Annotated in this window: 37 protein-coding genes and 2 riboswitches; of the genes, 3 read left to right on the top strand and 34 right to left on the bottom strand. The window is 29.8% G+C overall.

Annotation, left to right across the window (positions count from 1 at the left end):
- Nucleotides 1-2: 2 nt before the first annotated feature.
- The 4 genes from ALEK_RS05485 to ALEK_RS05470 are packed head-to-tail and all read right to left on the bottom strand — an operon-like array spanning nt 3 to nt 4,428.
- Nucleotides 3-794, bottom strand: coding sequence for a metal ABC transporter solute-binding protein, Zn/Mn family (locus ALEK_RS05485; protein WP_071627246.1), 792 nt, complete (start codon nt 792-794; stop codon nt 3-5).
- 22 nt (nt 795-816) lie between these two features.
- On the bottom strand, nt 817-2,556 hold the full coding sequence (gene aspS, locus ALEK_RS05480) for an aspartate--tRNA ligase (RefSeq protein ID WP_071627245.1): 1,740 nt from the start codon (nt 2,554-2,556) through the stop codon (nt 817-819).
- A gap of 43 nt (nt 2,557-2,599) precedes the next feature.
- Nucleotides 2,600-3,724 carry a hypothetical protein gene (locus ALEK_RS05475; protein WP_071627244.1) on the bottom strand — a complete coding sequence of 375 codons (1,125 nt, stop codon included), beginning with the start codon at nt 3,722-3,724 and terminating at the stop codon, nt 2,600-2,602.
- On the bottom strand, nt 3,721-4,428 hold the full coding sequence (locus ALEK_RS05470; RefSeq protein ID WP_228289363.1) for a uracil-DNA glycosylase: 708 nt from the start codon (nt 4,426-4,428) through the stop codon (nt 3,721-3,723). The genes ALEK_RS05475 and ALEK_RS05470 overlap by 4 nt, the downstream gene beginning before the upstream one ends.
- 96 nt (nt 4,429-4,524) lie before the next feature.
- Between ALEK_RS05470 and ALEK_RS05465 the strand changes: the two genes are divergently transcribed.
- Nucleotides 4,525-4,740, top strand: a complete 216-nt coding sequence (locus tag ALEK_RS05465; RefSeq protein WP_071627243.1) for a hypothetical protein — start codon at nt 4,525-4,527, stop codon at nt 4,738-4,740.
- A 161-nt stretch (nt 4,741-4,901) separates the two neighbouring features.
- On the opposite strand, the gene infA is transcribed toward ALEK_RS05465, so the two are convergent.
- From infA to ALEK_RS05330, 27 genes are all read right to left on the bottom strand, one after another.
- The gene (infA, locus tag ALEK_RS05460; RefSeq protein WP_071627242.1) at nt 4,902-5,120 is read right to left on the bottom strand and encodes a translation initiation factor IF-1; all 219 of its coding nucleotides are present in this window, start codon (nt 5,118-5,120) and stop codon (nt 4,902-4,904) included.
- A gap of 18 nt (nt 5,121-5,138) precedes the next feature.
- Entirely contained in the window at nt 5,139-5,903 is a 765-nt protein-coding gene (gene map, locus ALEK_RS05455) for a type I methionyl aminopeptidase (protein WP_071627241.1), read from the bottom strand.
- 5 nt (nt 5,904-5,908) lie between these two features.
- The gene (gene secY / locus ALEK_RS05450) at nt 5,909-7,171 is read right to left on the bottom strand and encodes a preprotein translocase subunit SecY (protein ID WP_071627240.1); all 1,263 of its coding nucleotides are present in this window, start codon (nt 7,169-7,171) and stop codon (nt 5,909-5,911) included.
- A gap of 2 nt (nt 7,172-7,173) precedes the next feature.
- On the bottom strand, nt 7,174-7,572 hold the full coding sequence (gene rplO, locus ALEK_RS05445) for a 50S ribosomal protein L15 (protein WP_071627239.1): 399 nt from the start codon (nt 7,570-7,572) through the stop codon (nt 7,174-7,176).
- 3 nt (nt 7,573-7,575) lie between these two features.
- The gene (gene rpsE / locus ALEK_RS05440; RefSeq protein WP_083574661.1) at nt 7,576-8,016 is read right to left on the bottom strand and encodes a 30S ribosomal protein S5; all 441 of its coding nucleotides are present in this window, start codon (nt 8,014-8,016) and stop codon (nt 7,576-7,578) included.
- A 9-nt stretch (nt 8,017-8,025) separates the two neighbouring features.
- Nucleotides 8,026-8,385 carry a 50S ribosomal protein L18 gene (gene rplR / locus ALEK_RS05435; RefSeq protein WP_071627237.1) on the bottom strand — a complete coding sequence of 120 codons (360 nt, stop codon included), beginning with the start codon at nt 8,383-8,385 and terminating at the stop codon, nt 8,026-8,028.
- A 10-nt stretch (nt 8,386-8,395) separates the two neighbouring features.
- Nucleotides 8,396-8,929 carry a 50S ribosomal protein L6 gene (gene rplF / locus ALEK_RS05430; protein ID WP_071627236.1) on the bottom strand — a complete coding sequence of 178 codons (534 nt, stop codon included), beginning with the start codon at nt 8,927-8,929 and terminating at the stop codon, nt 8,396-8,398.
- 9 nt (nt 8,930-8,938) lie between these two features.
- Nucleotides 8,939-9,337 (bottom strand): 30S ribosomal protein S8, encoded by a 399-nt coding sequence (gene rpsH, locus ALEK_RS05425; protein WP_071627235.1) that lies wholly within the window; start codon nt 9,335-9,337, stop codon nt 8,939-8,941.
- A gap of 13 nt (nt 9,338-9,350) precedes the next feature.
- The gene (locus tag ALEK_RS05420; protein ID WP_071627234.1) at nt 9,351-9,536 is read right to left on the bottom strand and encodes a type Z 30S ribosomal protein S14; all 186 of its coding nucleotides are present in this window, start codon (nt 9,534-9,536) and stop codon (nt 9,351-9,353) included.
- Nucleotides 9,536-10,084, bottom strand: coding sequence for a 50S ribosomal protein L5 (rplE, locus tag ALEK_RS05415; protein ID WP_071627233.1), 549 nt, complete (start codon nt 10,082-10,084; stop codon nt 9,536-9,538). Before rplE ends, ALEK_RS05420 begins: the two co-directional genes overlap by 1 nt.
- Before the next feature lies 1 nt (nt 10,085).
- Complete coding sequence (gene rplX / locus ALEK_RS05410) at nt 10,086-10,325, bottom strand: 50S ribosomal protein L24 (protein WP_071627232.1); 240 nt, start codon at nt 10,323-10,325, stop codon at nt 10,086-10,088.
- 1 nt (nt 10,326) lies between these two features.
- A complete protein-coding gene (rplN, locus tag ALEK_RS05405; protein WP_071627231.1) occupies nt 10,327-10,695 on the bottom strand; it encodes a 50S ribosomal protein L14 in 369 nt (122 codons plus the stop codon).
- On the bottom strand, nt 10,695-10,946 hold the full coding sequence (gene rpsQ / locus ALEK_RS05400; protein WP_071627230.1) for a 30S ribosomal protein S17: 252 nt from the start codon (nt 10,944-10,946) through the stop codon (nt 10,695-10,697). Before rpsQ ends, rplN begins: the two co-directional genes overlap by 1 nt.
- Before the next feature lie 11 nt (nt 10,947-10,957).
- Entirely contained in the window at nt 10,958-11,149 is a 192-nt protein-coding gene (gene rpmC / locus ALEK_RS05395; protein WP_071627229.1) for a 50S ribosomal protein L29, read from the bottom strand.
- Nucleotides 11,136-11,561, bottom strand: a complete 426-nt coding sequence (rplP, locus tag ALEK_RS05390) for a 50S ribosomal protein L16 (protein WP_071627228.1) — start codon at nt 11,559-11,561, stop codon at nt 11,136-11,138. The genes rpmC and rplP overlap by 14 nt, the downstream gene beginning before the upstream one ends.
- 2 nt (nt 11,562-11,563) lie before the next feature.
- Nucleotides 11,564-12,265 (bottom strand): 30S ribosomal protein S3, encoded by a 702-nt coding sequence (gene rpsC, locus ALEK_RS05385; protein WP_071627227.1) that lies wholly within the window; start codon nt 12,263-12,265, stop codon nt 11,564-11,566.
- Nucleotides 12,265-12,597, bottom strand: coding sequence for a 50S ribosomal protein L22 (gene rplV, locus ALEK_RS05380; RefSeq protein ID WP_071627226.1), 333 nt, complete (start codon nt 12,595-12,597; stop codon nt 12,265-12,267). The genes rpsC and rplV overlap by 1 nt, the downstream gene beginning before the upstream one ends.
- A 3-nt stretch (nt 12,598-12,600) precedes the next feature.
- Nucleotides 12,601-12,876, bottom strand: a complete 276-nt coding sequence (gene rpsS / locus ALEK_RS05375) for a 30S ribosomal protein S19 (protein WP_071627225.1) — start codon at nt 12,874-12,876, stop codon at nt 12,601-12,603.
- Nucleotides 12,877-12,885: 9 nt separating this feature from the next.
- Nucleotides 12,886-13,713 carry a 50S ribosomal protein L2 gene (gene rplB / locus ALEK_RS05370; RefSeq protein WP_071627224.1) on the bottom strand — a complete coding sequence of 276 codons (828 nt, stop codon included), beginning with the start codon at nt 13,711-13,713 and terminating at the stop codon, nt 12,886-12,888.
- An 11-nt stretch (nt 13,714-13,724) separates the two neighbouring features.
- Nucleotides 13,725-14,006: a 50S ribosomal protein L23 gene (locus ALEK_RS05365; RefSeq protein WP_071627223.1), complete on the bottom strand. Its 282-nt coding sequence runs from the start codon at nt 14,004-14,006 to the stop codon at nt 13,725-13,727.
- A 2-nt stretch (nt 14,007-14,008) separates the two neighbouring features.
- Nucleotides 14,009-14,620, bottom strand: coding sequence for a 50S ribosomal protein L4 (gene rplD / locus ALEK_RS05360; protein WP_071627222.1), 612 nt, complete (start codon nt 14,618-14,620; stop codon nt 14,009-14,011).
- Nucleotides 14,617-15,192: a 50S ribosomal protein L3 gene (gene rplC, locus ALEK_RS05355; RefSeq protein ID WP_071627221.1), complete on the bottom strand. Its 576-nt coding sequence runs from the start codon at nt 15,190-15,192 to the stop codon at nt 14,617-14,619. The genes rplD and rplC overlap by 4 nt, the downstream gene beginning before the upstream one ends.
- 13 nt (nt 15,193-15,205) lie before the next feature.
- The gene (rpsJ, locus tag ALEK_RS05350) at nt 15,206-15,520 is read right to left on the bottom strand and encodes a 30S ribosomal protein S10 (RefSeq protein ID WP_071627220.1); all 315 of its coding nucleotides are present in this window, start codon (nt 15,518-15,520) and stop codon (nt 15,206-15,208) included.
- 313 nt (nt 15,521-15,833) lie between these two features.
- Entirely contained in the window at nt 15,834-16,433 is a 600-nt protein-coding gene (locus ALEK_RS05345; protein WP_071627219.1) for a LysE family translocator, read from the bottom strand.
- 63 nt (nt 16,434-16,496) lie between these two features.
- Entirely contained in the window at nt 16,497-17,297 is an 801-nt protein-coding gene (locus ALEK_RS05340; RefSeq protein WP_071627218.1) for an AraC family transcriptional regulator, read from the bottom strand.
- A 58-nt stretch (nt 17,298-17,355) separates the two neighbouring features.
- Complete coding sequence (locus tag ALEK_RS05335; protein WP_071627217.1) at nt 17,356-18,540, bottom strand: zinc ribbon domain-containing protein; 1,185 nt, start codon at nt 18,538-18,540, stop codon at nt 17,356-17,358.
- A 206-nt stretch (nt 18,541-18,746) separates the two neighbouring features.
- Nucleotides 18,747-19,319: a hypothetical protein gene (locus tag ALEK_RS05330; protein ID WP_205690429.1), complete on the bottom strand. Its 573-nt coding sequence runs from the start codon at nt 19,317-19,319 to the stop codon at nt 18,747-18,749.
- Between the two features lie 102 nt (nt 19,320-19,421).
- On the opposite strand from ALEK_RS05330, the gene ALEK_RS05325 reads away from it, so the two are divergent.
- A complete protein-coding gene (locus ALEK_RS05325) occupies nt 19,422-20,063 on the top strand; it encodes a TetR/AcrR family transcriptional regulator (RefSeq protein ID WP_228289362.1) in 642 nt (213 codons plus the stop codon).
- 80 nt (nt 20,064-20,143) lie between these two features.
- Nucleotides 20,144-20,221, top strand: a riboswitch (cyclic di-GMP riboswitch).
- A 284-nt stretch (nt 20,222-20,505) separates the two neighbouring features.
- Here ALEK_RS05325 and ALEK_RS05320 read toward each other — a convergent pair.
- Genes ALEK_RS05320 through ALEK_RS05310 form a run of 3 tightly spaced genes read right to left on the bottom strand, consistent with a single transcriptional unit; the run spans nt 20,506 to nt 23,958 of the window.
- Nucleotides 20,506-21,594, bottom strand: a complete 1,089-nt coding sequence (locus ALEK_RS05320) for a vWA domain-containing protein (RefSeq protein ID WP_071627214.1) — start codon at nt 21,592-21,594, stop codon at nt 20,506-20,508.
- Between the two features lie 3 nt (nt 21,595-21,597).
- Nucleotides 21,598-22,602 carry an AAA family ATPase gene (locus tag ALEK_RS05315; protein ID WP_071627213.1) on the bottom strand — a complete coding sequence of 335 codons (1,005 nt, stop codon included), beginning with the start codon at nt 22,600-22,602 and terminating at the stop codon, nt 21,598-21,600.
- The gene (locus ALEK_RS05310; RefSeq protein ID WP_071627212.1) at nt 22,603-23,958 is read right to left on the bottom strand and encodes a hypothetical protein; all 1,356 of its coding nucleotides are present in this window, start codon (nt 23,956-23,958) and stop codon (nt 22,603-22,605) included.
- Between the two features lie 147 nt (nt 23,959-24,105).
- Here ALEK_RS05310 and ALEK_RS05305 point away from each other — a divergent pair, with 147 nt between their 5' ends.
- Nucleotides 24,106-24,360: a hypothetical protein gene (locus ALEK_RS05305; RefSeq protein ID WP_071627211.1), complete on the top strand. Its 255-nt coding sequence runs from the start codon at nt 24,106-24,108 to the stop codon at nt 24,358-24,360.
- 57 nt (nt 24,361-24,417) lie between these two features.
- Nucleotides 24,418-24,495, top strand: a riboswitch (cyclic di-GMP riboswitch).
- Nucleotides 24,496-24,527 lie beyond the last annotated feature (32 nt).

The raw sequence follows: 24,527 nt of genomic DNA, 5'->3' as shown, positions 1-24,527 counted from the left end.
TTTTATTTCTCTAGTTCTTTTGTAAGATTTATAAAGTTGTTAAATAAGAAGTCATCAAAAATATCATTACTTTTAATCACAATATCAGCATTTCCAGAAATAGATTTAGCATAAGAAAAAGTGTTATCATTAGCAACTAATACAGCTTTGATTTCATTTTTGTCAACGAACTTTAACAAAGGTGTAACTTCATCTGCTTTAATAATTTGTTTATCTTTTCTATATAAATTAATTCCGAATCGCTTAGCATAATAAGTCCAATACTCATCAAAAATAAAGATATTATAGATTTCACTTTTATCTAGTTTTACTTTTGTATTTAAATATATTTTATCTAATTCATCTAATAAAGCATTGTAACTATTTAAATAAAAACCTTTATTACTTTTATCTAAAGACACTATTGCATCAAATATATTTTTTGCTACCTTACGTAGTAATATAGGATCCATCCAAACATAATGGTTAATTTTCCCGTTATAAGATATTTTATCAATACCATTTGATAAATCAAATACTTTTAATTGTGGATTAGCTTTTGATAATAAAGATATATACTCTTTTTCAATGTCTAAACCAAAATGAAAATATGCCTTAGTATTAGCAAGTCTTGATATTTCAGAGTGTGATAAATCTAATTTTTTATTAGAATAAGTAGGAACAATTACTTTTGATCTTACATAGTTTTGAGCAATTTTTTTGATTAAGTAGCCTTCAAGAGGCATATATGTAGTGATTTGGTATTTTGAAAATACCAAAAGAGGTAGTATTAATAAAAATAAAATTTTAAACATACTAACCTCTTTTAATTAAGCCTTAGGCTTCAGTTTTTCTAATTCTTAAACTTAAGTCTTTTAACTGCTCAGCATCAACTGGTGATGGAGCTCCTGTTAATAAACATTGAGCTTTTTGTGTTTTAGGGAATGCAATAACATCTCTAATTGAATCAGTTCCAACAAGAAGCATTACAAGTCTATCTAGACCCATTGCGAATCCACCATGAGATGGTGCTCCATATTGAAGTGCGTCAAGTAAGAAACCAAATTTCTCTCTTTGCTCTTCTTCCGAAATTCCCATTAATTCAAATACTTTTGATTGAATTTCTTCTTTATGAATTCTAATAGATCCACCACCTAATTCCATACCGTTTAATACGATATCATAAGCAATTGATTCAATAGCTTCTAAATCTGAAGTATCTTCTAAAGATTTTGGCATTGTAAACGGATGGTGAAGAGCTTTAGTTTTACCGTCTTCAGTTTCAAACATTGGGAAATCAACAACCCATAAGAACTCGTAAGCATCTTCAGGAATAGCATCCATTTGCTCAGCAAGGTAAAGTCTAAATCTACCCATGTAATCCCATACAGTCTTTTTATCACCTGCACCAAAGAATACAACATCACCAACTTCAAGTTCAGTAGTTTTAACAATCTCTTCTAAATCAGCTTCAGAGAAGAATTTAGTTAAAGGACCTTTAAGACCATCTTCTTTCATTTGGAAGTAACCAAGACCTTTAGCTCCAAATTTTCTAACGTAGTCTTCAAAACCTTTCATTTGTCTCTTAGAGAAGATATTATCTCCATTTGGACATTTAAGTGCTTTGATTCTGTTGTTCTTTTTATCTTTTGCAATATCAGCAAAAATTTCATTTGTAGAGTTTGCAAAAATATCAATAACATCTACTAAAGGCATTGCAAATCTTGTATCTGGTTTATCTGAACCATAAGTTTCCATTGCATCCCAGTATCTCATTCTTGGGAAAGTAGCAGGAACTGGTTTATCACATTTTGTAAATACATCAGTGATAACTTTTTCAGCAACTTTAATTACATCTTCTTGATCACAAAAAGACATCTCAACATCTATTTGAGTAAATTCAGGTTGTCTATCAGCTCTTAAATCTTCATCTCTAAAACATTTAGCAATTTGGAAATATTTATCAAATCCAGATACCATTAATAATTGTTTAAATAATTGAGGTGATTGTGGTAATGCATAAAACTCACCACCATGAACTCTTGATGGTACTAAATAATCTCTTGCACCTTCTGGAGTAGATTTTGTTAAGATTGGAGTTTCAACATCTAAGAAACCTAATTCATCTAAAGTGTTTCTTACTTGAATAGCAGCTTTAGATCTTAATTGGAAAGTTTCAAATGCTTTTTTCGATCTTAATTCTAAGAATCTATTTCTTAATTTAATTTCATCATTTACTTTTTCATCATTTAAATCAAATGGCATTGGCTTAGATTTATTTTCAATAACTAATTCATCTAAAACAATTTCAATTTTTCCAGTTACTAAGTTAGGATTTTCTAATCCTTCACCTCTTTCTCTAACTGTTCCAGTTGCAATTAAAACAAATTCATCTCTAACTGTTTCTGCAATTGGTAAAACAGATGGGTCAGCAACTAATTGAACTAGTCCGCCCTTATCTCTTAAATCAATAAATATAATTCCACCGTGATCTCTTCTACTGTTTACCCAACCAGCAACAGTAACTTTATCACCGATGTTTTTTTCTGTAACTTCTGTACAATAATGTGTTCTCAATTCAAACTCCATAAATATAAATATTCGCGATTCTATCTAAATATTACTTAATTTCTAAAAAGCCAAAAGCAGTACTTTTAAATAATTTTGGTACATAAACTACCTCATTATCATTAACTACTGTAGAAATAAGTAATGTTTCATTTGAATCATAAAGGTAATTAATCCCAACCAATGTAGAGTAATCTACCCAATTATAAACAACATCTGAACCATAAGATGCTAATGTATCCAATAATGCAGAATCCACGTGATCAATAGAATTAGCAACAATAAAGTTTAATCTATCTTTTTTTTGTGTTAATGCAATAAGTTTAGAGTTGTAGTTAACTTGTGTTGATAAAACAACTCTAGGTTCAATTTCATAGGCTCTTAACTGTGATAATAAAATAGATGTTTTTACAATTCCTGTATTTAAGAAAATTGTATTTCCATTTAATCTTTCATCATCTACTAAATTTTTAAAATTATTTCTTTTCTTTTTAACTTCTTTAATAATTTTAATATCATCAACTATATTTTCATATTTAAATTTTAGTTTTTTACTTAAAAAAGAGTTTTGGTAAAACATACTATTTTTAACATTTGAATATGCAAGTAATCTTGATATTTGATCATCATAAGAGATACCGCCATAAATGAAATTATCATTTACACTAAAAACATCATTTTTATTAGTTAAAGGTAAATAAACATCTAAATCATAAGTATCAGCTAAATGAACTGTATCAACAGCTTTTGGAGAAAACAAAGCAATTACTTTTGTAAATCCAGAATCTCTTATTTCAGAGAATGCATTATTTACATTTATAGGATCTTCGTTTAATGAATCAAAAACTTTAATATCATAATTGATTTTTTTATATTCAAAATAACCAAGCATAGTATTCATTGCAGTTTTAGCGTATTTACCTACAACTTTAGAAGGATAAATAAAAGCTATTTTAAAAACTTCTTTATTTTCTAAGATAGCAGTTTCATCTTCTTCAATTGCAGCTTCATCCAAAGCTTCTATTTTTTCACCTAATACAGGTAAGTCTTCTATCTTATCTACTGGTTTACCAATATCAACATTATTACCACTAGGTATACTAATCTCAACAGTTTTTTTAGGTGCACATCCTATAAAAATAAATGTAACTAAAAAAATACTCAATAATTGTTTCAATTTCCACTCTCCAATAAATTCTTTATTTTTAACATATCTACATAAGCCTCTTTTTTTGAAGAAGGATTTCTTAATAAAAAAGAAGGATGGAAAGTAGGCACTAAAATCATATTTCTATAATTTATTGTTTGACCTCTAACCATTGAAAGATTTTGTTCTTCATCTGTTAAATATGTATAAGCTTCTTGTCCTAAAGTAACAATAATATCAGGCTTAACTAGTTCAATCTCTTTAAAAAGATAACTCTTACATAAGTTAGCCTCAGATTTAAAAGTACTTTTATTATTAGAAGGTTTACATTTTATAATATTTGATATATAAACAGACTCTCTTTTTATTTTTAATACATTTTCTATCATTTTTGTAAGAAGTTCACCTGAACGTCCAACAAATATTTTTCCTGTTTCATCTTCAATAGAAGTAGGAGTTTCACCTATGAACATAATTTTAGCATTAGGATTACCTTCACCAAAAACTGCTTTTTTTCTTGTTTTAGAAAATTCACATAAATAACAGTTATCAACTGTTGATTTCAAGTTATGCAAATCGTTTGGTAAACTAGTGCTATTAATGTCATTTGAAATAAAATCAAATGATTTGTGATACTTATATCCAATTGAATCTAGGAAGTTCAAATAACGTAATATTTTATATTTAACTAATTTTGTCATGAGAGTATTGTACAAAATTGTTTCTTTTAGCATTATTTGTTCCAATAATATGTACAAAATAATAACAATACTTGACATTTGTTCCAATATCTTATAAAATGTATTAAATTTTTATTAGGAATCTAGAAAATGACAGCGCCTAGTTTGAGAAAATTAGAAGCAGATTTAGATGTGAATAAAACAACCTTGCATAATTGGAAGAAAAATAGACCTAAACTTTATGAGTTTATAATTGAATCTTACAAAGACAGAGAAGTTTTAAAACAGCATTTAGAATTAATGCTTAAACAAAAAGAAATGATTGAAAAAGAAATAAATCTAACAAAAAATAGAATAGAAGATTAATATATAAAGTTATGAAGCAATAGCATTTGGTATAACTCTTAAGTTGCGCGAAGTATTAAGCGTTACGGCTTCATAAGTTTGTATATTAGAAAGTTTTTTTGTGATTTTTTAATATGGAAGTTTAAATAAGGAATAAAATTCCTTATTTAAGTTTGATATAATTACTTATATCTGTGTGTGATTCTACCTTTGTCTAATGAATAAGGAGTAATTTCTACTTTAACCTTATCATTTGGTAAAATCTTAATATAGTGCATTCTCATTTTTCCTGAGATATGACATAATACTACATGTCCGTTATCTAACTCAACTCTAAACATTGCATTAGGTAAAGCTTCAATTACTTTCCCATCTATTACAATTACATCATCTTTTGCCACTTGTTCTCCTAATTAAAATTACTCTTCTACTTTAGATAAAATTACTGCTTTTCCATCTACTACAGCGACTGTATGCTCATAATGACTTCCTCTTAATCTATCAGAAGAAACAACGTCCCAATCATTATCTAAAATAACTGGTTCTCGCATCTTTTGAGTGATCATAGGTTCTAAACAAAATACCATTCCGTTTTTAATCTTCGGTCCAGATTTTGCATTAGAAGATTCCAAGTAATTTGGAATTTCTGGTTCACCATGAGGTTTTTTACCAATACCATGACCACAAAATCTAATTAGTGGTTGGTAACCCCTATCAACAATAAATTTTTCAATTGCTTGTGATAATTCTTTAAATCTCATACCTTCATGAATAATATCAATAGCATGATATAAAGAGTCTTTTGCACAAGCAATTAACTCTCCATCTTCTTTTGATATTTTTCCAATAGGCATAGTAATTGCAGCATCACCATACCATCCATCAATTTCAGATCCAATATCTAGACCTAAAATATCACCTTCTTTAAGAACAGTGTCAGATGGTATACCGTGAATAATTACTTCATTTAAAGAAGTACATACTGCGGCAGGAAAGCCGTATAAGCCTTTAAAAGATGGTCTAGCTCCTAAATTTCTTAGGAACTTCTCACCAATGGCGTCAACTTCTTTCAAAGTCATGCCAGCTTTAACATTTTCTTCTAAGTATTTTAAAGTCTTCGCAACAGCAAGACCTGCTGTACGAAGCTTTGCAATTTCGTTTGGTTTTCTTAATGGAATAGCCATAAGTTTTATAGACCTACTGCACTAAGAGTTTCGTATTTACTCTGATACTGTTGTGCTTCAATTTTTCTCATAGTATCGATTGCTACTTGAACAACGATAAGTACAGCAACTCCACCAAAATAGAATGGAACTCCCATAGCTTTTACTACAAGCCAAGGTACAGTTGAAATAGCACCTAAATATAACGCACCCCAGAATGTTAATCTACTTGCAGTTTCATTTAAGAATTCAGCTGTACTACCACCAGGTCTAACACCAGGGATAAATCCACCTTGCTTCTTTAAATTTTCTGAGATATCTTTTGCGTTGAATGTGATCGACGCATAGAAGAAGGCAAAGAAAACTACGAATAGGAACATAAATACATTAAATGTATACGAACTAGGACTTAAGTAATCTGCGATTGCAACAAGGATCGGATTTTGAGAACCTTGTAGTACAGTAGCAGGGAACATTAAAATTGCTGACGCGAAAATCGCTGGAATAACACCTGCTAAGTTTAACTTAATAGGAATATAGTTCATAACTCTTTTCTTTTGATTTTGCATCATTACTTTTCTTGAATATGAAACAGGAACTCTTCTTTCTGCTAGCTCAACATAAATAATAGCACCAACTGTTGCTAAAATAATAACTACAATTGCAATTACTGTTAAGAAGTTCATTTGACCATTATTAACTAAATCAATAGTTCCACCAATAGCACTAGGAATTGCAGATACAATACCAGCGAAGATAATTAATGAAATACCGTTTCCAATACCTTTTTGTGTGATTTGTTCACCAATCCACATAAGAAGCATCGTACCAGTTAACATAGAGATTGAAGATACAGCAACGAAAGTATCCATATCAATAGATATAGCGCTTTGACCACTTTGACCAGTTAATGAATTAAGACCCATTGACACACCAATTGATTGAATTAATGTAATAACAATAGTAGTATATCTGATGATTTGCATGTATTTTTGCATCCCATCTCTCTCTTTTTTCATTTTACCAAGTGCAGGGAAAGTAGCAGCTAATAATTCCATAATAATAGAAGCTGTAATGTAAGGCATAATTCCAAGTGATATAATAGACAGTCTTTCAACTGCATTACCACTGAACATATTAACAAGACCTAATGCATTGTTTGCATTTGAATCAAAGAATTCTTTTACTACGTCTATATTAACCCCAGGAACTGGCACGTATGCCAGTAACCTGTAAAGAAATATAAAACCTAATGTAATAAGTATCTTATTTATTAGATCTTTACTCATGGCTATTTACCAGTTGTAGTAACGTTTTCGTCTTTAATCTTAGATGCTAAATCTTTAGCAGTAGAACCTACTAATTTAACTTTAACAATAGATTTAGATAATTTATATACAGACTTGATTGACTCAAGTGTAATTTCTTCAAGTGCAGCAACTTGTTTTACTTTATCAACATTGATAGAGTAAGGCTTAACAACTCTTGAGAAGAAACCGATTTTAGGAAGTCTTTTTTGCATTGGCATTTGACCACCTTCGAATCCTCTCTTGATTTTGTAACCAGATCTAGATTTTTGACCTTTTTGACCTCTTGTAGAAGTCTTACCCATTCCTGAACCTTGACCTCTACCAACTCTTTTTCTGTTTTTTGTACTACCAGCTGCTGGTTGTAAATTTTCTAATACCATCTACTATCCTTTAATTCTAGCTAAAGCTTCAACAGTAGCTTGTACTAAGTTATTTGGATTGTTTGAACCTAAAGATTTAGCAATAATATCTTTAACACCAGAAAGCTCAAGAACAGGTCTTGCAGCTCCACCAGCGATAAGTCCTGTACCCTCAGATGCAGGCTTAAGTAAGATTTTACTTGCGTTATATTTATGTTCAATATCATGTGCAATAGTTGTACCATGAATATTAACTTTTACTAAAGATTTGAATGCGTCGTCTAATGCTTTTTTAATAGCATCAGGAACTTCTTTAGCTTTACCAGTACCGAAACCAACAGTACCTTGTTTATCACCAACAACTACAAGAGCAGTAAATCTAAATCTTCTACCACCCTTTACAACTTTTGTTACTCTACCGATTTTAACGATTGCTTCTTGAAAGTCTTCTCTATTTACTGCCATCATTAACCCTTATAATTTGATACCGTTATCTCTAAGTGCGTCAGCGAATGCTGCAACTACACCATGATAAAGGTAACCATTTCTATCAAATACTACTGTTTCAATACCAGCTGCTTTTAAAGCTTCAGCGAATTGCGCTGCTACTTTAACTGCATTTTCTTTGTTCACGTTTAAGTTCATTGATTGAGAACTAACTGATGCTAAAGTAACACCTTCAACATCATTAATTGCTTGCGCACTTAAAAATTTGTTAGATTTGAAAACAGTAACTCTTGGTAACTCAGAAGTTCCAAAGATATTTCCTCTAACTCTTTTTTTTCTCTTAATTCTTAATGAATTCTTTTTTGCTAAATCTTTTGCTCTACTCATTCTTCACACCTTACTTAGCAGTTTTTCCGGCTTTTCTAACGATAGTCTCGTCAGTATATTTAACACCTTTACCTTTGTACGGTTCTGGTTTTCTAAAGCCTCTAATGATTGCAGCAGCTTGACCAACTTGTTGTTTGTCAGCACCTTTAACGTGAACGATGTTTTTCTCAACAGAAATTTCTAAACCTTCTTCGATTTCGAAATTAATTGGGTGAGAATAACCTAGTTGTAGTTCTAAAACTTTACCTTTAACAGCAGCTCTATAACCAACACCGTTGATCTCTAAAGATTTTTGGAAACCTTTATTTAATCCTTCGATAGCGTTGTTTAATAATGCTCTGTATGTTCCCCAGAAAGCAGAAGATTCTTTAGAATCTCCAACTCTTTCTAAATTAACACTGTTATCAGCAATTTCAATTCCTACTCTTCCATGTGTTTCAACAGAAGAAGTTTTGTTACCTTTTTTTACATCGATAACTGTACCATTAACTGATACTTCAATCCCTGAAGGGATAGCGATAGGTTTTTTTCCAATTCTAGACATTACACTCTCCTACCAAACAGTACAAAGTACTTCACCACCAACATTAGCAGCGAAAGCTTCATCATTAGCAATCACACCTTTGTTAGTAGAAACAATAATAGTACCGTAACCGTTTTTAAAGTTTTTAATTTCAGAAGCGTTTTTGTAAACTCTTCTACCTGGTTTAGAAACTCTAGTAATTTCGTTAATTACTGATTTTTCATTGTCATCGTATTTTAATTCAACTTGAATCGACTTTTTATTATTTTGCCCATCAATAACTTTGAATCCAGTAATATACTCTTTTTGTTGTAGTACATTTAAAATACCAACAACTGATCCAGAGTGTAATAAAGTAGTAACATCTAATTTTCTTAGTGCTGCATTTCTAATTCTTGTTAAAGCATCTGCGATTATATCATTCATCATAGCTTAATATCTCCTACCAACTAGCTTTTCTAACACCAGGTAATAAACCTTCGTTAGCCATTTTTCTTAAACAAACTCTACATAAACCGAAATCTCTGTAAACAGAGTGTGGTCTTCCACAAACATTACATCTTGTGTATGCTCTTGAAGAGAACTTAGGAGTTCTCTTTTGTTTTGCAATCATAGACTTCTTTGCCATTACGCTTTTCCTTTTGTAAATGGAATCCCAACTAATTCTAATAATCTAAACGCTTCAGCATCGTTATTAGCAGTTGTAGAAACCGAGATGTTCATACCGTGTGTTTTAATAATATCATCATATACAACTTCTGGGAACATTAATTGCTCATCTAATCCGAAGTTGAAGTTTCCTCTACCATCAAAACCATTTTTGTTAAGACCTCTAAAATCCTTAACTCTTGGTAATGCAATTGAACAAAGTTTATCTAAGAAGTTATACATTTGCTCACCTCTAAGTGTAACTTTAACACCTACAGGATAACCTTCTCTTACTTTAAAACCAGCAACTGATTTCTTAGCAATAACTTTAACAGCTTTTTGACCAGCGATTAAAGAAATAGTATCTTGCATGTTTTGCATTAACTTAGAATCTTTCATTGCTTCACCAGCACCAACAGAGATAACTACTTTGTCTAACTTAGCAGTTAACATTTTGTTTTTAGCAAATTCCGCTTCTAAAGCTGGTTTGATTTCAGCTTTATATTTTTCTAATAGTCTTGATGCCATCTTACTCACCTTCTACTTTAGCTACATTAGAAATGTCAATAGGCATTTCTTTGTTCACGAATCCACCTTCTGGGTGTTTTTCTTGATCAGGCTTAACAGTTTTTTTAGCAACTTTACAATCTTTAACGATTACTTTACCTTTTGAAGGTAAAACAGCTAAAACTTCACCAGTTTTACCTTTGTCATCACCAGCGATAATTTTTACAGTATCACCTTTTTTGATTTTTAACTTGATTGCCATATTATAATACCTCCGGTGCAAGTGAAACGATTTTCATGAAACCTGAATATCTAACTTCTCTAGCAACTGGTCCAAAGATTCTAGTTCCGATTGGATCTTTCTTAGCATCTAAAATAACTGCTGCGTTGTCGTCGAATCTAATTAATGAACCGTTTTCTCTTTGAACTTCTTTATGAGTTCTAACAACTACTGCTTTAACTACTTGACCTTTTTTAACTTTTCCAGTTGGTAAGGCTTTTTTAACTGAAGCAACGATAACGTCACCTACAGATGCATATCTTCTCTTAGAACCACCAAGAACTTTGATACACATAATTTGTTTAGCACCAGTGTTGTCAGCTACGTTTAATCTAGTAAAACTTTGAATCATTATTTAACTCCTGTAGCTACAATAGTCTTTAATCTGAAAGATTTAGTTTTTGATAAAGGTCTACACTCAATAGCAATTACCGTGTCACCTTCGTTTAATTCGTTTCTTTCGTCATGAATTAAATATTTTTTAAATCTTTTTACAGTCTTGTGATATCTTGGGTGTAAAACTGATCTAGTAACTAATACAGAAGCAGTTTTATCTCCAGAAACTTTTACCACTACACCTTGAATCTCTCTTTTGTGTGTCATTCTTTGGATCCTTAGTTAGCTTTAGCAGCAGTCATAGCTGTTTGAATTTTTGCGATATCTTTCTTCGCTACTCTTAATTCAGACGTATTAGTTAACTGCATAGTTTTTAGCTTAGCTTTTAATTCAAAAAGAAGCACCTTTTTCTCTTTTAATAATTCTGAAAGCTCTTGTAAGCTTTTATCTTTTAAATCAGTATAGTTCATTTTCGCTATCTTTTGTTACAATTTTAGTTTTGAATGGTAATTTATGCATTGCTAAAGTTAAAGCTTCTCTAGCTAATTCTTCAGATACACCAGCCATTTCAAAACAAATTCTACCTGGCTTAATGTTCATTACCCACTTATCTACAGCACCTTTACCTTTACCCATTCTTGTTTCTAATGGTTTAGCAGTAAGAGGCTTATCAGGGAATACCATAATCCATACTTTAGCTTGTCTTTTAACTTTTCTTGTCATCGCAACTCTTGAAGCTTCGATTTGTCTAGAATCAATTCTTCCGTGCTCAACAGCTTTAAGACCGATCTCACCGTAAGCTAAAGAGTTACCTCTAAAAGCTTTACCTCTGTTTCGACCTTTCATTTGCTTTCTGTATTTAGTTCTTTTAGGCATTAACATAATTATTTACCTCTTCTCTTTTGTGGTCTTCTTTTTGGTTTAGCGTCTTCAGTTGTTTTTTCAGCAGGAATACCTTTAGCAAGTACCTCACCTTTGAAGATCCAAACTTTAATACCAATACAACCATAAGTTGTATGAGCTTCAGCAAAACCGTAATCGATTCTAGCTCTTAAAGTATGTAAAGGAACTCTACCTTCTAAGTACCACTCAGTTCTAGCCATTTCAGCTCCACCAAGTCTACCAGAAACAGAAACCTTGATACCTTTAGCACCAGATTTAAGAGCATTTTGCATAACTCTTTTCATAGCTCTTCTGAATGCAACTCTTCTTTCTAATTGTTGAGCAACGTTTTCAGCAGATAATTGACCAGATAATTGTGGTTTTCTCTCTTCTTTAATGTTAACAGCAATTTCTTTACCAACTAATTTAGCTAAGTTTACTTTTAACTTTTCTACGTCTGCACCTTTTTTACCAATAATGATACCAGGTCTTGCAGCAACGATAGTAACTCTAATTTTCTTTGCAGTTCTTTCTACAATAGTTTGAGCTACACCAGCGTAGTATAATTCTTTTTTAACGAATTTTCTGATTTTATCATCTTCAGAAACATTAGCAGGCATAGTAGAAAATTTTGGAAACCATCTTGATTCCCAGTTTCTATTGATACCAAGTCTTAAACCTATTGGATTAACTTTTTGACCCATTACTTGTCTCCTTTTTCAGCAGCAGCTACTTCAATCATAATATGTGCAGTTGGTTTATGCTTAGGTGAAGCAGAACCTCTAGCTCTTGGAGTAAATCTCTTAAGAACTGGACCTTTATCAACTCTAGCAGATGTAATAATTGCTTCTTCAGGTTCTAAACCAGCATTTGCAACAGCAGATGCGATAACTTTAGAAATGATTCCAGCAGCTTTGTTAGGTGTAAATGCTAATGATGCGATTGCATATTCAGCGTTCATACCTTGAACTTCTCTAGCAATTAATCTTGCTTTTGTTGGAGAAAGTCTAATAAATTTTAATATTGCTCTTGCCATCAATTACGCCTTTCTTTGAACAGAACCTTTATGGCCCTTGAATGTTCTAGTTGGTGCAAATTCACCTAATTTGTATCCTACGTGGTTTTCTGTAACATTTACAGGCACGAAGTTTCTACCATTATGCACAGTGAAAGTTAATCCGATCATGTCTGGTAAGATCATAGATCTTCTTGACCAAGTTTTGATTGGTTTTTTATCATTAGCTTCGTTAGCTTTGATAACTTTCTTTAATAGGTGCGCGTCTATAAATGGACCTTTTTTTATTGATCTTGACATCTTAAACCCTTACTTCTTTTTTCTTGAAATGATTAGTTTATCACTAGCTTTTTTCTTTCTAGTTTTATAACCTTTAGTTGGCATACCCCATGGAGTTACAGGATGTCTACCCGAGTTAGTCTTACCTTCACCACCACCGTGTGGGTGATCAATAGGGTTCATTGCAGAACCTCTAGTTTGAGGTCTTTTACCTAAGTGTCTACTTCTACCAGCTTTACCGATTACCATGTTAGAGAAATCTTCATTTCCAACAATACCGATAGTAGCGATACAAACACCAAGAATTTTTCTCATTTCACCAGAAGGTAATCTTAAGATAACATACTTGTCTTCTCTACCCATAATTTGAGCATATCCACCAGCAGATCTAGCGATTTGTCCACCTTTACCTGGCTTCATTTCAATGTTATGAACCATAGTACCAACTGGGATGTTGATAAGTCTCATAGCATTACCTGGTAAAATATCTAATCCAGATTCAGCAGCAGTAACTTTGTCACCAACTGTTAATCCAGAAGGTTGTAAGATATATCTCTTATCACCATCTAAGTAAGTAACTAAACAAATTCTACAGTTTCTGTATGGGTCGTACTCAATAGTTGATACTGTACCTTCTACACCAAACTTGTTTCTTTTGAAATCAATAATTCTATATAATTTTTTAGCACCTGCTTCTTTGTGTCTAGAAGTGATTCTACCGTTATTATTTCTACCAGCACTAGCTTTAACTCTTACAAGTAAAGATCTAACTGTTGGTTTAGAAGTAATATCAGAAGTATCCATAACTGACATAAATCTTCTTGCAGGAGTTATTGGTCTAAATTTTCTAATTGCCATCTATAATCTCCTTAAGCTGAAAGGTTCGCTATTTCAGCGCCCTCTGGTAATGTAACGTAGAATTTTTTGAAATCTGGTCTTTTACCAGCTTTTCCTCTGAATTTCTTAACTTTACCATTTTGTCTTAAAGAATTAATTTTTGATGGAGTAACACCAAAATAATCTTTAAATACTTCTTTTAAACCGTTTTTAGTCATTCTTGGACTAGTTTGTACAACGATTACACCGTTTTCTTGAAGCTCAATAGTTTTTTCTGTATATAATATTGCTTTAATATCTGTAATATCTGCCATCTCTATGCCTCTTTTGTTAATGCATCAAATACTGATTTTTCAATTAGTACTGAGTGGTATGCAGAAATTAAATAAGCATTAACTTCTTGCTTTTCAACCATATAACAGTTTTTAAGGTTTCTAAACGCTAAGTAAGTCTTCTCATCAATTGAATCAACAACGATAAGAGTATCTCTTTGGTTTAATTTATTTAAAACTGCAACTGCTTCTTTAGTTTTTCCAGATTCAATTGATACTGATTCAGTAACAAATAATGTTCCGTTTTTAGCTTGTGCGTTAATTGCAAAAGATAATGCTAAAGCTTTTTGTTTTTTGTTAATTTTTTGTACGTAGTTTCTTTTAGTAGGACCAAAAACTTGACCACCACCAACGAATAAAGGAGATCTTTTAGAACCCCATCTAGCACCACCAGAACCTTTTTGAGCTTTAGGTTTTTTACCACCACCGCTTACTTCAGATCTGTTTTTAACTCTAGCTGTATTTGCTCTTAATGAAGATAAGTATGATTTAGCATATAAGTATAAGTTGTGAGAGTTAATCTCATCATACTTAGCTGGTAATGCTACTTCACCATTATTTTCAAATTTTTCGTTTAATACTACTGCATTACTCATTTAGCAACCTTTACTTTTCCTAATGCACCATTTGGTCCTGATACTGAACCTTTTACAACTAAGATTCCAGTTTCAGCGTCAAATGAAACTACATCATTTTTAACACTTACATTTGTATTTCCGTATTGACCTGGCATTTTCTTACCTGGTTGAACTCTACCTGGCCATTCAGCATTACCGATTGATCCAGTTCTTCTACCCATTCTGTGTCCATGAGAAGCTCTACCACCGGCAAAGTTCCATCTTTTAACAACACCAGAGAAACCTCTACCTTTTGTTCTAAAAGTAGTTTTTAGAACAGCAGCTTCAGCTAATGGGTTAACATCTAAATCACCAGCTTCAGCGTTTGCTACATTTGCAGTTGCAAATCTATTAAACTCTTTAGATAGGTTATATTTTTTTTGTTGACCTTCAATAGTCTTATTCATCTTCTTACCAGATGCATAAGAAACAATTGCTACACCGTCAGTAACTTCACATACCTTAGTATCAAGAACTCTTAAAAGTGTAACAGGAACAGCAGGAACAGAAACTGTTCTACTCATACCAATTTTTTCTACGATAAATTCCATTTATTACCCTTTCTTATTCTTGACCCATAGATCTAACTTCAACATCAACTTCAGGAGCTAAGTCAAGTTTCATTAATGAATCTACAGTATCTGGAGTAGCAGCTATGATATCAATCATTCTTGAATGAACTCTGATTTCAAATTGCTCTCTAGAATCCTTATTTACGTGAGGACCTTTAAGAACTGTATATCTTCTGATTTTAGTAGGAAGAGGTATTGGACCTCTTAATTCTGCACCAGTTCTTTTTACGGCTTCAACAATTGAAGCAACACTTCTGTCTAAAACTCTATGATCGTAAGCTTTAAGCTTTAATCTGATTTTTTCCATTTTTTTCCTTTAAAGAACTCGTTAGATGTGCCGAAAAAGCACTCTAACCACATTTAGTGGACGCGGATTATAACTTAAAAGGGATTAGATGTCAAGTATAATGGGGTTTAGATGCAAAAAACCTATATTTTATATCCTTCCAAAAAGGATAACTATATAGGTTTTGACTATCTATTAAGTATTATTAAAGCTTAAAGCTTAAATGAATGAAATATTACAATTTGGAAACAATATGTATAGCTATTGTGATATATAGGCTTTTCTTAGTAATAAAATTAACTTATTACTTAAGTGAAACTTTATACAACTATTACTAGAAATTCATTAATATCTGAATACATATAAGGAAAAACAAAATAGACAAAATCTTTTGAACTCTATTTTTCTTCTCTTTTGTATCCAATAATCTCTTCTTTATATATGTTGCCAATAAACCATACAGTATAAATACTACAAAGCTTACTAACATAAAGATACCACATAAATATATAAAGCCTTTTATTTGATTATTACTGCTTATATAATGAGGAATAAATGAAATTAGAAAAATCATTAACTTTGGATTTAAAAGATTTATAGTTATACCATGTAAGAATATTTTGTTTTTACTTTTCTTTATTTCATCAAAAACAAAAATACCATCACTCTTATATAATAAGTATGATAGATAAAATAAATACGCTACACCCAGATATTTTATAAAAGTAAATAACTCCATATTAATATTTATCAAAAAATACAAAACTAGCAAAGAAGTTATAATATGTGGAATAATACCAAGCGTACATCCAAGTACTGCGTAGTACATATTTTTTCTATTTGAGTTAATAGCAATACTTAATGTATAGATAACCCCACTACCTGGAATTAATGCAACTACAATTGCTGCAATAATAAATTCAATACTTAACATTTAAAACCTTTTTTTGTATTAGTATAGGTTTATTAAGTGATATAGTATTGTAAGAATTTGTGCTTAGAAATTTGAAGGATTCAATCCTACGTATGATTTAAAATATTTAAGCATATGGCTTTGGTCATAAAAGCCACTCATTAGTGCAATATGACTTAATGGATACTTTTCAAGAATTAGTTCTTTTGCTTTTTTTATTCGTTGCTGGATTAAGTAGTCTTTAGGAGTAAGCCCTACTTCTTTTTTAAAGACTCTTATATAATAGTATAAACTCAAATTTGCCATTTCACTTAAATTGGACACAGTAATATCATATTGGAGATTATCATTTATATATTCAATTGATTTTATAATGAGCTCTTTTGAGCTTGTGAGTTTTTCATAGGGAATAAAACTATCAGCATGTTTTTTTATAAATAAACTTACTACTTCTATAAAGAGTTCTTCTTTTTCAATTGTAAAACTTTCTTCATTAAACATAATATCATTTAGATTGTTTAATTTTAATGCTAAATCATCATCATAAATAACACCTTCTTTGAAAAAAGGAATATCATTTATCCTTCCGCTAATTATTGAACTCAAATGTGCCATAAGTTTAGGATTAACATAAAACATTTTATATGCCCATCCTTTTGATGAAAAACCATCATGTATTTCACCAGGATTACATAAATTAATTAAACCCCTCTTTGCACTAACCTTTTGTCCTCTGTAATTAAAATCTAATTGTCCCGAAGATACAACACCAAAACAGAACTCTTCATGAAAGTGTTTTTTAAAACTATGTTTCTCAAAAGATGCATTTAACAATTCTATTGAACCTATATTATCAAGTTTAATTCTTTTTATTTTTGCTGACAAATTTTACCTTTAGTAAATTGTATCAAATTCTAAGATTTACTTATTGTAAAAATTTGCTCTATATTTCTTTTGAACAAGAACTACAATACTTTAATGACTTAATAGTTTTATGATTACAAGAAGTACAATCAACTCTTAATTGGTTTTGACAAGTTGGACAATAGTTCATAGTTTCATAATTTACTTTATTTCCACAAGAGTTACATATGCTTCTATTATATGACTCCAGTTTTGAGATAGAATTGTTCTTTAGCTCTTCACCCTCTTTTTTATATCTCTTTTGAATTTTTATTATTATATATGTAAAAACTACAATTAGTAAAGCAATAGCAAAATAGTAAACAACAAAAGGTATTTCCAAATCCATAAAGAATTTTAGAAGTTTCTCAAAAAAGACTTTTGGTAATAATGTATAAATAAGTGAGACAAAAGATAAAAATGCGGGAATCAATACAACTACTAAAATATTCTTAGAAATAATATATAAGATATAGTTCTCTTTTAGAAGATAGTTTCTCATTAAATAAAATGCAAGTAAGAATAAAGGAGATAAGAATGCTATTGTAATTAGCTCTTTTTTTATTTCATATGATTTTCTTAATGATTTGTAATTATCATTTATTAACTTCTTATTACTCTTTATATATGTAGTTAATTCTTTTACACTATTTGAATTAGAAAAAGTGTTTGAGAGCTTTTCTTTTTCTTTTTTTAAGTTCTCTAATTTTTTTGTATATATAATGTATTTTTGTTTTATATCATTATTGATTGTATTTTGTTTGTTATCAATACTTTCAAATAAAGAAGTATTATAGTTAACTCGAATAAAATCTAATTCTTTTGAAACTTTGGATAATTCTTTTAATAGTTTTTTCTGCTCTTTTCTCAAAATCAAAATATTGTGTTCTTTTTTAACAACACTAAGTTTATCAAATAGAGTTTTACAAGATTGATCTAATTGTTCATCTTTTATATTTTGATATTTATGATTGGAGTTATTCTTAGAATAGAAGTACTTATTAATATTATGTAGATCTTTTGAATTAACTATTGTTCTACATTGATTTGGATAAGAAGAGTTTGGGCTATTTAGAATTTGTACTTGAAAGTCAATTCCTAAACCCAAAATTGCAAAAACAAATAAATCAAGGGTTAGGATAAAAAGAATGGTTAATTTGGAGAGTTTCTCTTTTCCCTTGAAAACAAAGTTGTTTTTATAAAAACTTTTTAAACTCTCTTTCATTACTTATCCTTTAGTTTCTAAAGATGAATTTGGGATAGAAGACTCTTATAAAAAGAACTGCTATTATTATATAAATTAGTATAGACAAACTAGCATTTAAATTAAATAAATATATTACAGCAAAAAAAAGAGGGATTGAAAGAAAAAGCCAAAAGCTGATCAAAAAAACAAATATAAAAAATACTCTTATTAATGTTCCATTATAATTATTCATTACTTTCCTTTTGTACTCTAATTATCTCTTCTATTTGTCTTCTATGTATAAAGGTATGCATAAACATAAAACATGACCAATCATGGTTGTTAAAATTTATAAACCAAGGATGAGCTTTTGTTTGTTTTGATTGATTCTTTTTATGTGATTTTATATACGCTTCATATTTATTCATAAACAATAAGAAATTTTCATAAGCTTTAGAATCTTCACCTTTTGGTTTAACTGCTTCTATTTTAATATCTCTTTTAAACTCTTGTTCTTTTGATAAAGTATCAATTATAGACATAACTGCACCACCAGCTATATATAAATGTTCACATACCATGTTTACTGAAAAATCTGAACTATGCTCTTCTATTGCAAATACTCTATTTATTTTAATTCTTTTTTGTTTCTCTTCTTTTGATAAATCAGAAAGCAATTTTTCAATAATCCTTCTTTCTCTTTTCAAAAGAAACAAAGCTAGATTCCAAGTCATAAGTAATCTAATTACTGGAATTAACAAATATCTTATTATTCCTCGCTCTATAGATGGTAGACCATCTCCTGCATTAGCATTCATCATGTAACCTTTTTTATTATTTTATATATTGTAATAAACAATGTTTTATAAGTAACTTAACTTTAGAGTAATTACTCTAATTTATAAAGTAAAAGCTCTAAAATGTTAAAATACATTATGAAAAAGAAACTAGATGCAAAATCAAAAATCAAAAAATCAGCCATTAAACTTTTTAATGAAAATGATTCATTGAGTATTACCACTAATCATATAGCAAAAGAAGCGGGAATTTCTCCGGGAAACTTGTATTATCACTATAAAAATAAAGAAGAGATAATATTGGATATATACATGGAACTTAGTTCAAACTTCGTAGGACTTAATAGCTTCGAGAAAATGCTATTAAATGAAAACTTCTTTGAAGCAATGGATGATATGTTTAATCAATATGCAAAACTATTTTATGAATATAGATTTTTACTTAGAGATGCAGCAGTGTTAATTGCCTTTGATCCAAAACTAAAAGAAGTTTTTGCTAAGAATCAAGAAATAAGAATTAAACAAATAGAAGGTTTATTAAACTATCTAATCAGTGAAGGAATACTAAAAAACCTAAGTAGAACTTCATTAAATAAAAGAGCAAAACTACATTGGTTTATTACAGCTTATTGGCAAACTTTTACTTCAACTACTCAAGAAGTAAACCTTGAATCATTCCACGAAGCAAAAGAAGTATTCTTTGAATTTATGATTTATCCAAACCTTACAGAAAAAGGAAAAGAGTTATTAAGGCAGATTAATTAAGTAAAGTATTACATTATCAAGTGATAAAAATAATCAAAGAAATAGGTTTATTAAGTAGATTAAAATAAAAAGTAACATATAATGAATATAGCCAAACCTATTGTGAGATAGGGACGGAAAGTCACGGGTCTTAGATTTAAGATAGCCGGATTGCACACTATTTTTACTTACACACTGCAATTGGGCATTTTAATCTAATCTAATCAATATTTATTATAGAGAATCTCTTCGTATGGATAGTTCTTTATATTTTAGAGGAGATTAAAAATGAGAACATTTAAACAAGGAATAAAAAAAAGCCTTTTATTAACTGCTTTTTCAATTATGCTAATTGTTTCAATGAATTTATATGCAGGAATTCTTGTTTGATTTTATCGCGAACTAAAGTCTTATAAGAAAGTCCGTATCCATATAAATTTTTATTTATATGGATACATAATATTTAAAGAAAAATAGTTCTTCCGAAAGGAACTTCTATTTCATCACTTAGAACCCAAACTGTTTCAAAAAAAGCTTCATCTTCTGGAAACTTCCCAAAACCATCTGTAAAGTATAACAATAGATTTACCTCATCAATATTTTCATTTATATATTCAAAGGTATTTTCAAAGTTTGTACCACCTCCACCTTTTAGAGTGTAAGATAGTTCATCACCTGGATATAAAATATGATGTTCATGTACTTTAGCATCAGCTACTAATAAATCTATTTCAAAATTTTCATAGGTATTCATAATAGATTCTACCTCAGCTAAAAACTTAGCTAATAAAGAACCATCAACAGAACCTGAACTATCTATTGCTATTACAATCTTAGCTTTGCTTCCACTAAGAGCTGGGAGTGCTATTCCTTGTGAGATATATCTTTTATTTGGAGGAAGTAATCTATAATCAAATCTAATTGATTGTTCAATCACATTATATAGTTCATCTTCCCAAGATATTTTACCTTCAAAGATATTAGGTACAAGTATTTCAATTCCTAAAGGCAAATCCCCTTGCAGTTTAGCTTTATTTAATAACTGCTCATGCATATCTTGTATTGATTCATCATTATCAATTTCTTGTTCTTGATGTTCTTCAAACTTTATTTGAGATACTTGCTCAGGGCTATGTTTATCATCATCTATTTCATTCTCTAAACTTGCATATATAGCTTCTGCACTCATATCATCAAATCGTTCATCATAGTTCACATGTTCAGGTAATTCTAAACCATTATTCACAAGTAAACAATTAATAGCATAATCAGTAGCTAAAACCCAAAGCCATTGCATTCTTGAATCAATTCGTGCTTCATGTAAAAACACTTGGTGCATTGCAGAATTTGTAAGAATAAAACCTAATTCTTCATTGCTTAGACTATTAATATAATCATCATTATATTCGAAGTTTTTAGCTGTAGATAAAAAAGTTTTTATATCTTCATTTAATACAGGTTTTAAAGTAGAAGCTATAGAGCCAAAGTAAGGTTGCTCTATTACTAGACTTGCTTTGACTTTTGAGATTCTTGATTGAATATTATCTAACACTTCTTAACCTATTAGAAACTTATTAGCATCACTCCAAGTTTTCCATGAAGTTGAAGCTTCTACGTTTATACCCTCTTTTTGTAAATCTCGAACTAACATTACTGAGAATTCATTTGGTAGTTCAAGTGAGTACTCTAATATATTTGTTACAGTCTCAACTGATTCACTCTTTTTTAAGGCATAAGTTAAACCAGTACATAAAGCATATAATACAGAATTGTTCTCTGGAACAACTTTTAAAGTACCATTTATAATCTCTTCTATATTTGGTAAATCTTTCATTACCTTACAGTAGTTAATAAACTCAATAGCACTATCTTTACCAATAGCTCCACTTATTACCTCTTCTAGTAAACTTATATCTAATGATGATTTTAATACATCATTTACAAAAGACCAAGACCTAGGTGTTGCAAAAGATTTCTCTTTTGACTTAGCATCAAAAGTAAATAAGTTCTGTGGTTTATAAGCTAAAAATGAAATAATTCTAGAATCTATATTTGTATCATAAGCCCAAGACTTCCACTCATCAAAATCTAAATCAAAATCAAGATGAATAAATCTATTCGCTAGTGGAGTTGGCATTCTATATGTAACTCCCCTATCTGATTCATAGTTTCCTGCTGCAATAATTGCATAGTTTTTAGGAAGAGTATATTCCCCTATTTTTCTATCTAAGATTAGCTGATATGCTGCTGCTTGAATTGTAGGAGGAGCTGAGTTGATTTCATCTAAGAATAGTATTCCATAATCATCACTTAAAGTATTAGGTAAAAACTCAGGTTTAGCCCAAACTGCTTTTTTAGTATCAGCTTCAAAAAAAGGAATACCTCGCAGATCTGTAGGATCCAAAAGACTTAATCTTAAATCAATAAACTTCATATCTTTAGATTGAGCAATTTGCCTAATAAGTGAAGATTTTCCAACCCCTGGGTTTCCCCATACAAAAGTAGGAATTTTACTATCAATTAAAGAAATAAGTGATTGTTTTAATTTACTTGCTTTCATTTACATTCCTATCATTTTTCTTGTGAATTCTCTAAAAGTATCATTGTTTGAAATAATAGGTTTTAATCCCCCATCATATTGAAACTGTAATAATACATTTATAGGAGTAGATTCATTTGCACATAAAACTTCATGTATATATCTATCCTCTAGTTTGGATAGACTAACTAATATATCCTTTGGAGTTGATATATTTTGAGCAAGGGAGATATTAACATCATAATCATCTAATGAAAAAAGCTTTTCAAAATGTTCTTTTGAGATGGCTTCATTATGTGCTATTGAGATATTATAAACCTTATCATTTTGATTTAGATATTCATCAATTTTAGATATATCACAATTTGAATTTTTAAGTAGATTGATATTTGCATTATCAATATTCTTCTCAAAAATCGTTTCAATCATTGATGTATTAATACTCTCATTTGATGATAAATATATAATACTTACATCATCTAAGTCTTTATATACTCTTTCAAATAATTCATCATCTAATTTTAGTACTTTTAGTAACTCCTTTTTTAGAACATCATCTTTTAAAAACTCATTTATTAATTCATCATCAAAGTTTCCAGCTTTTATAAGTGAGATATTAACTTCCTGATTTTTCTTTTCATAAAGTTTCTTTCTAACCATAGGTGAAATTGAATCATTTAAAGCTAAAAATTTAAGTTCATTTACTTTATTGTTTTTTAAAATCTGTAAATGTAAAGTCTTAGATGAATTTGGATTAAGAGCAACAACTTCTTTTAGGCTTAAAGGTTGATCTTCTTGAGCATTCTTATCTGATATAGCATAGTTTGGCATATTATAAATAACTTCTAATAGTTTAGAGTCTTGGGCTTCTAAAGCAGTATAGTATACACCTATTGGAGAGTATTGGATATTATGATTTGTTTCTATTAGTGAGCAAAATCTCTCTGCTATTTTTGTACATACATCCCTATTCTCATCTGTATCATAAATATCTTCATTTTTAAAATCATAAAGCTTTAATAATTTGATAAAAATTTCATCTTCAAAGAATTCATTATTAAGAAGTTTGATTAACCTTTCTTGATCTTTTGATATTTTAATTGCAAGAAGTATTGAGTCAATATCTAGGTTCTTTGAGAGCTCCTCTTCTAGAGTATTTATATCAATAATATCTATACAAGTTTTTGATAATTCGTATAATTCATCTTCAATAGTCAAAGGTGTATATTTCCCCTTGATTACAATACTTGCCTTTTCTAAACATGGAACTAAAATAGCTCCTCTTTGAACTAAATATTTTTCTAATTCTTCTAATTCTATTCTATTTGTTCTACCGGTAAAAAATATATTTTCTTTTTCATAATTTATAGTATTCATGTTTTGATTTTATCTTATTAAATATTAAAGCAGGATATTAACTAAATATTTTAAGCTTTAGTTAATTTATTGATTTCACTTAGTAACTTACACATAACTAATACTTCTTTCTTATAATTCTGCCATATAACAAGACAAGGAAAATAAATGAAACTAGTAAAAGTTTTTATATTCATAATGATAGTAGCAGGAAGTAATCTATTTGCAAAGAATCTTCATACAATAAGTGAAATAGTTGATCAAATAAACCATACAAATAATATGGAAACAAAAATTGAATTAATTAAAAAACTTGACAAAAGCCTTTTTGAAATAAATAGTGAAGAGTTATTAGAAGCTCTTCATATTATTGATAAAAAACTAGTAAGATTTGAATCTAGAAGACTAGAAAGTAACATTTAGTAATTCCCTAAACCCTCATAAATAGGTGTAAGTTGTCTTTAAGGCAATATAAATAATAATATATTTAGCCAAACCTATTGTGAGATAGGGACGGAAAGTCACGGGTCTTAGATTTAAGATAGCCGGATTGCAACCTTTGATAAACCTACAGCAATTGGGCGTTTTTA

It is taken from the genome of Poseidonibacter lekithochrous (assembly GCF_013283835.1).
Taxonomy (GTDB): domain Bacteria; phylum Campylobacterota; class Campylobacteria; order Campylobacterales; family Arcobacteraceae; genus Poseidonibacter; species Poseidonibacter lekithochrous.
The sequence above is the reverse complement of the archived record's forward strand: the minus strand, read 5'-3'. Positions and strand labels throughout refer to the sequence as shown.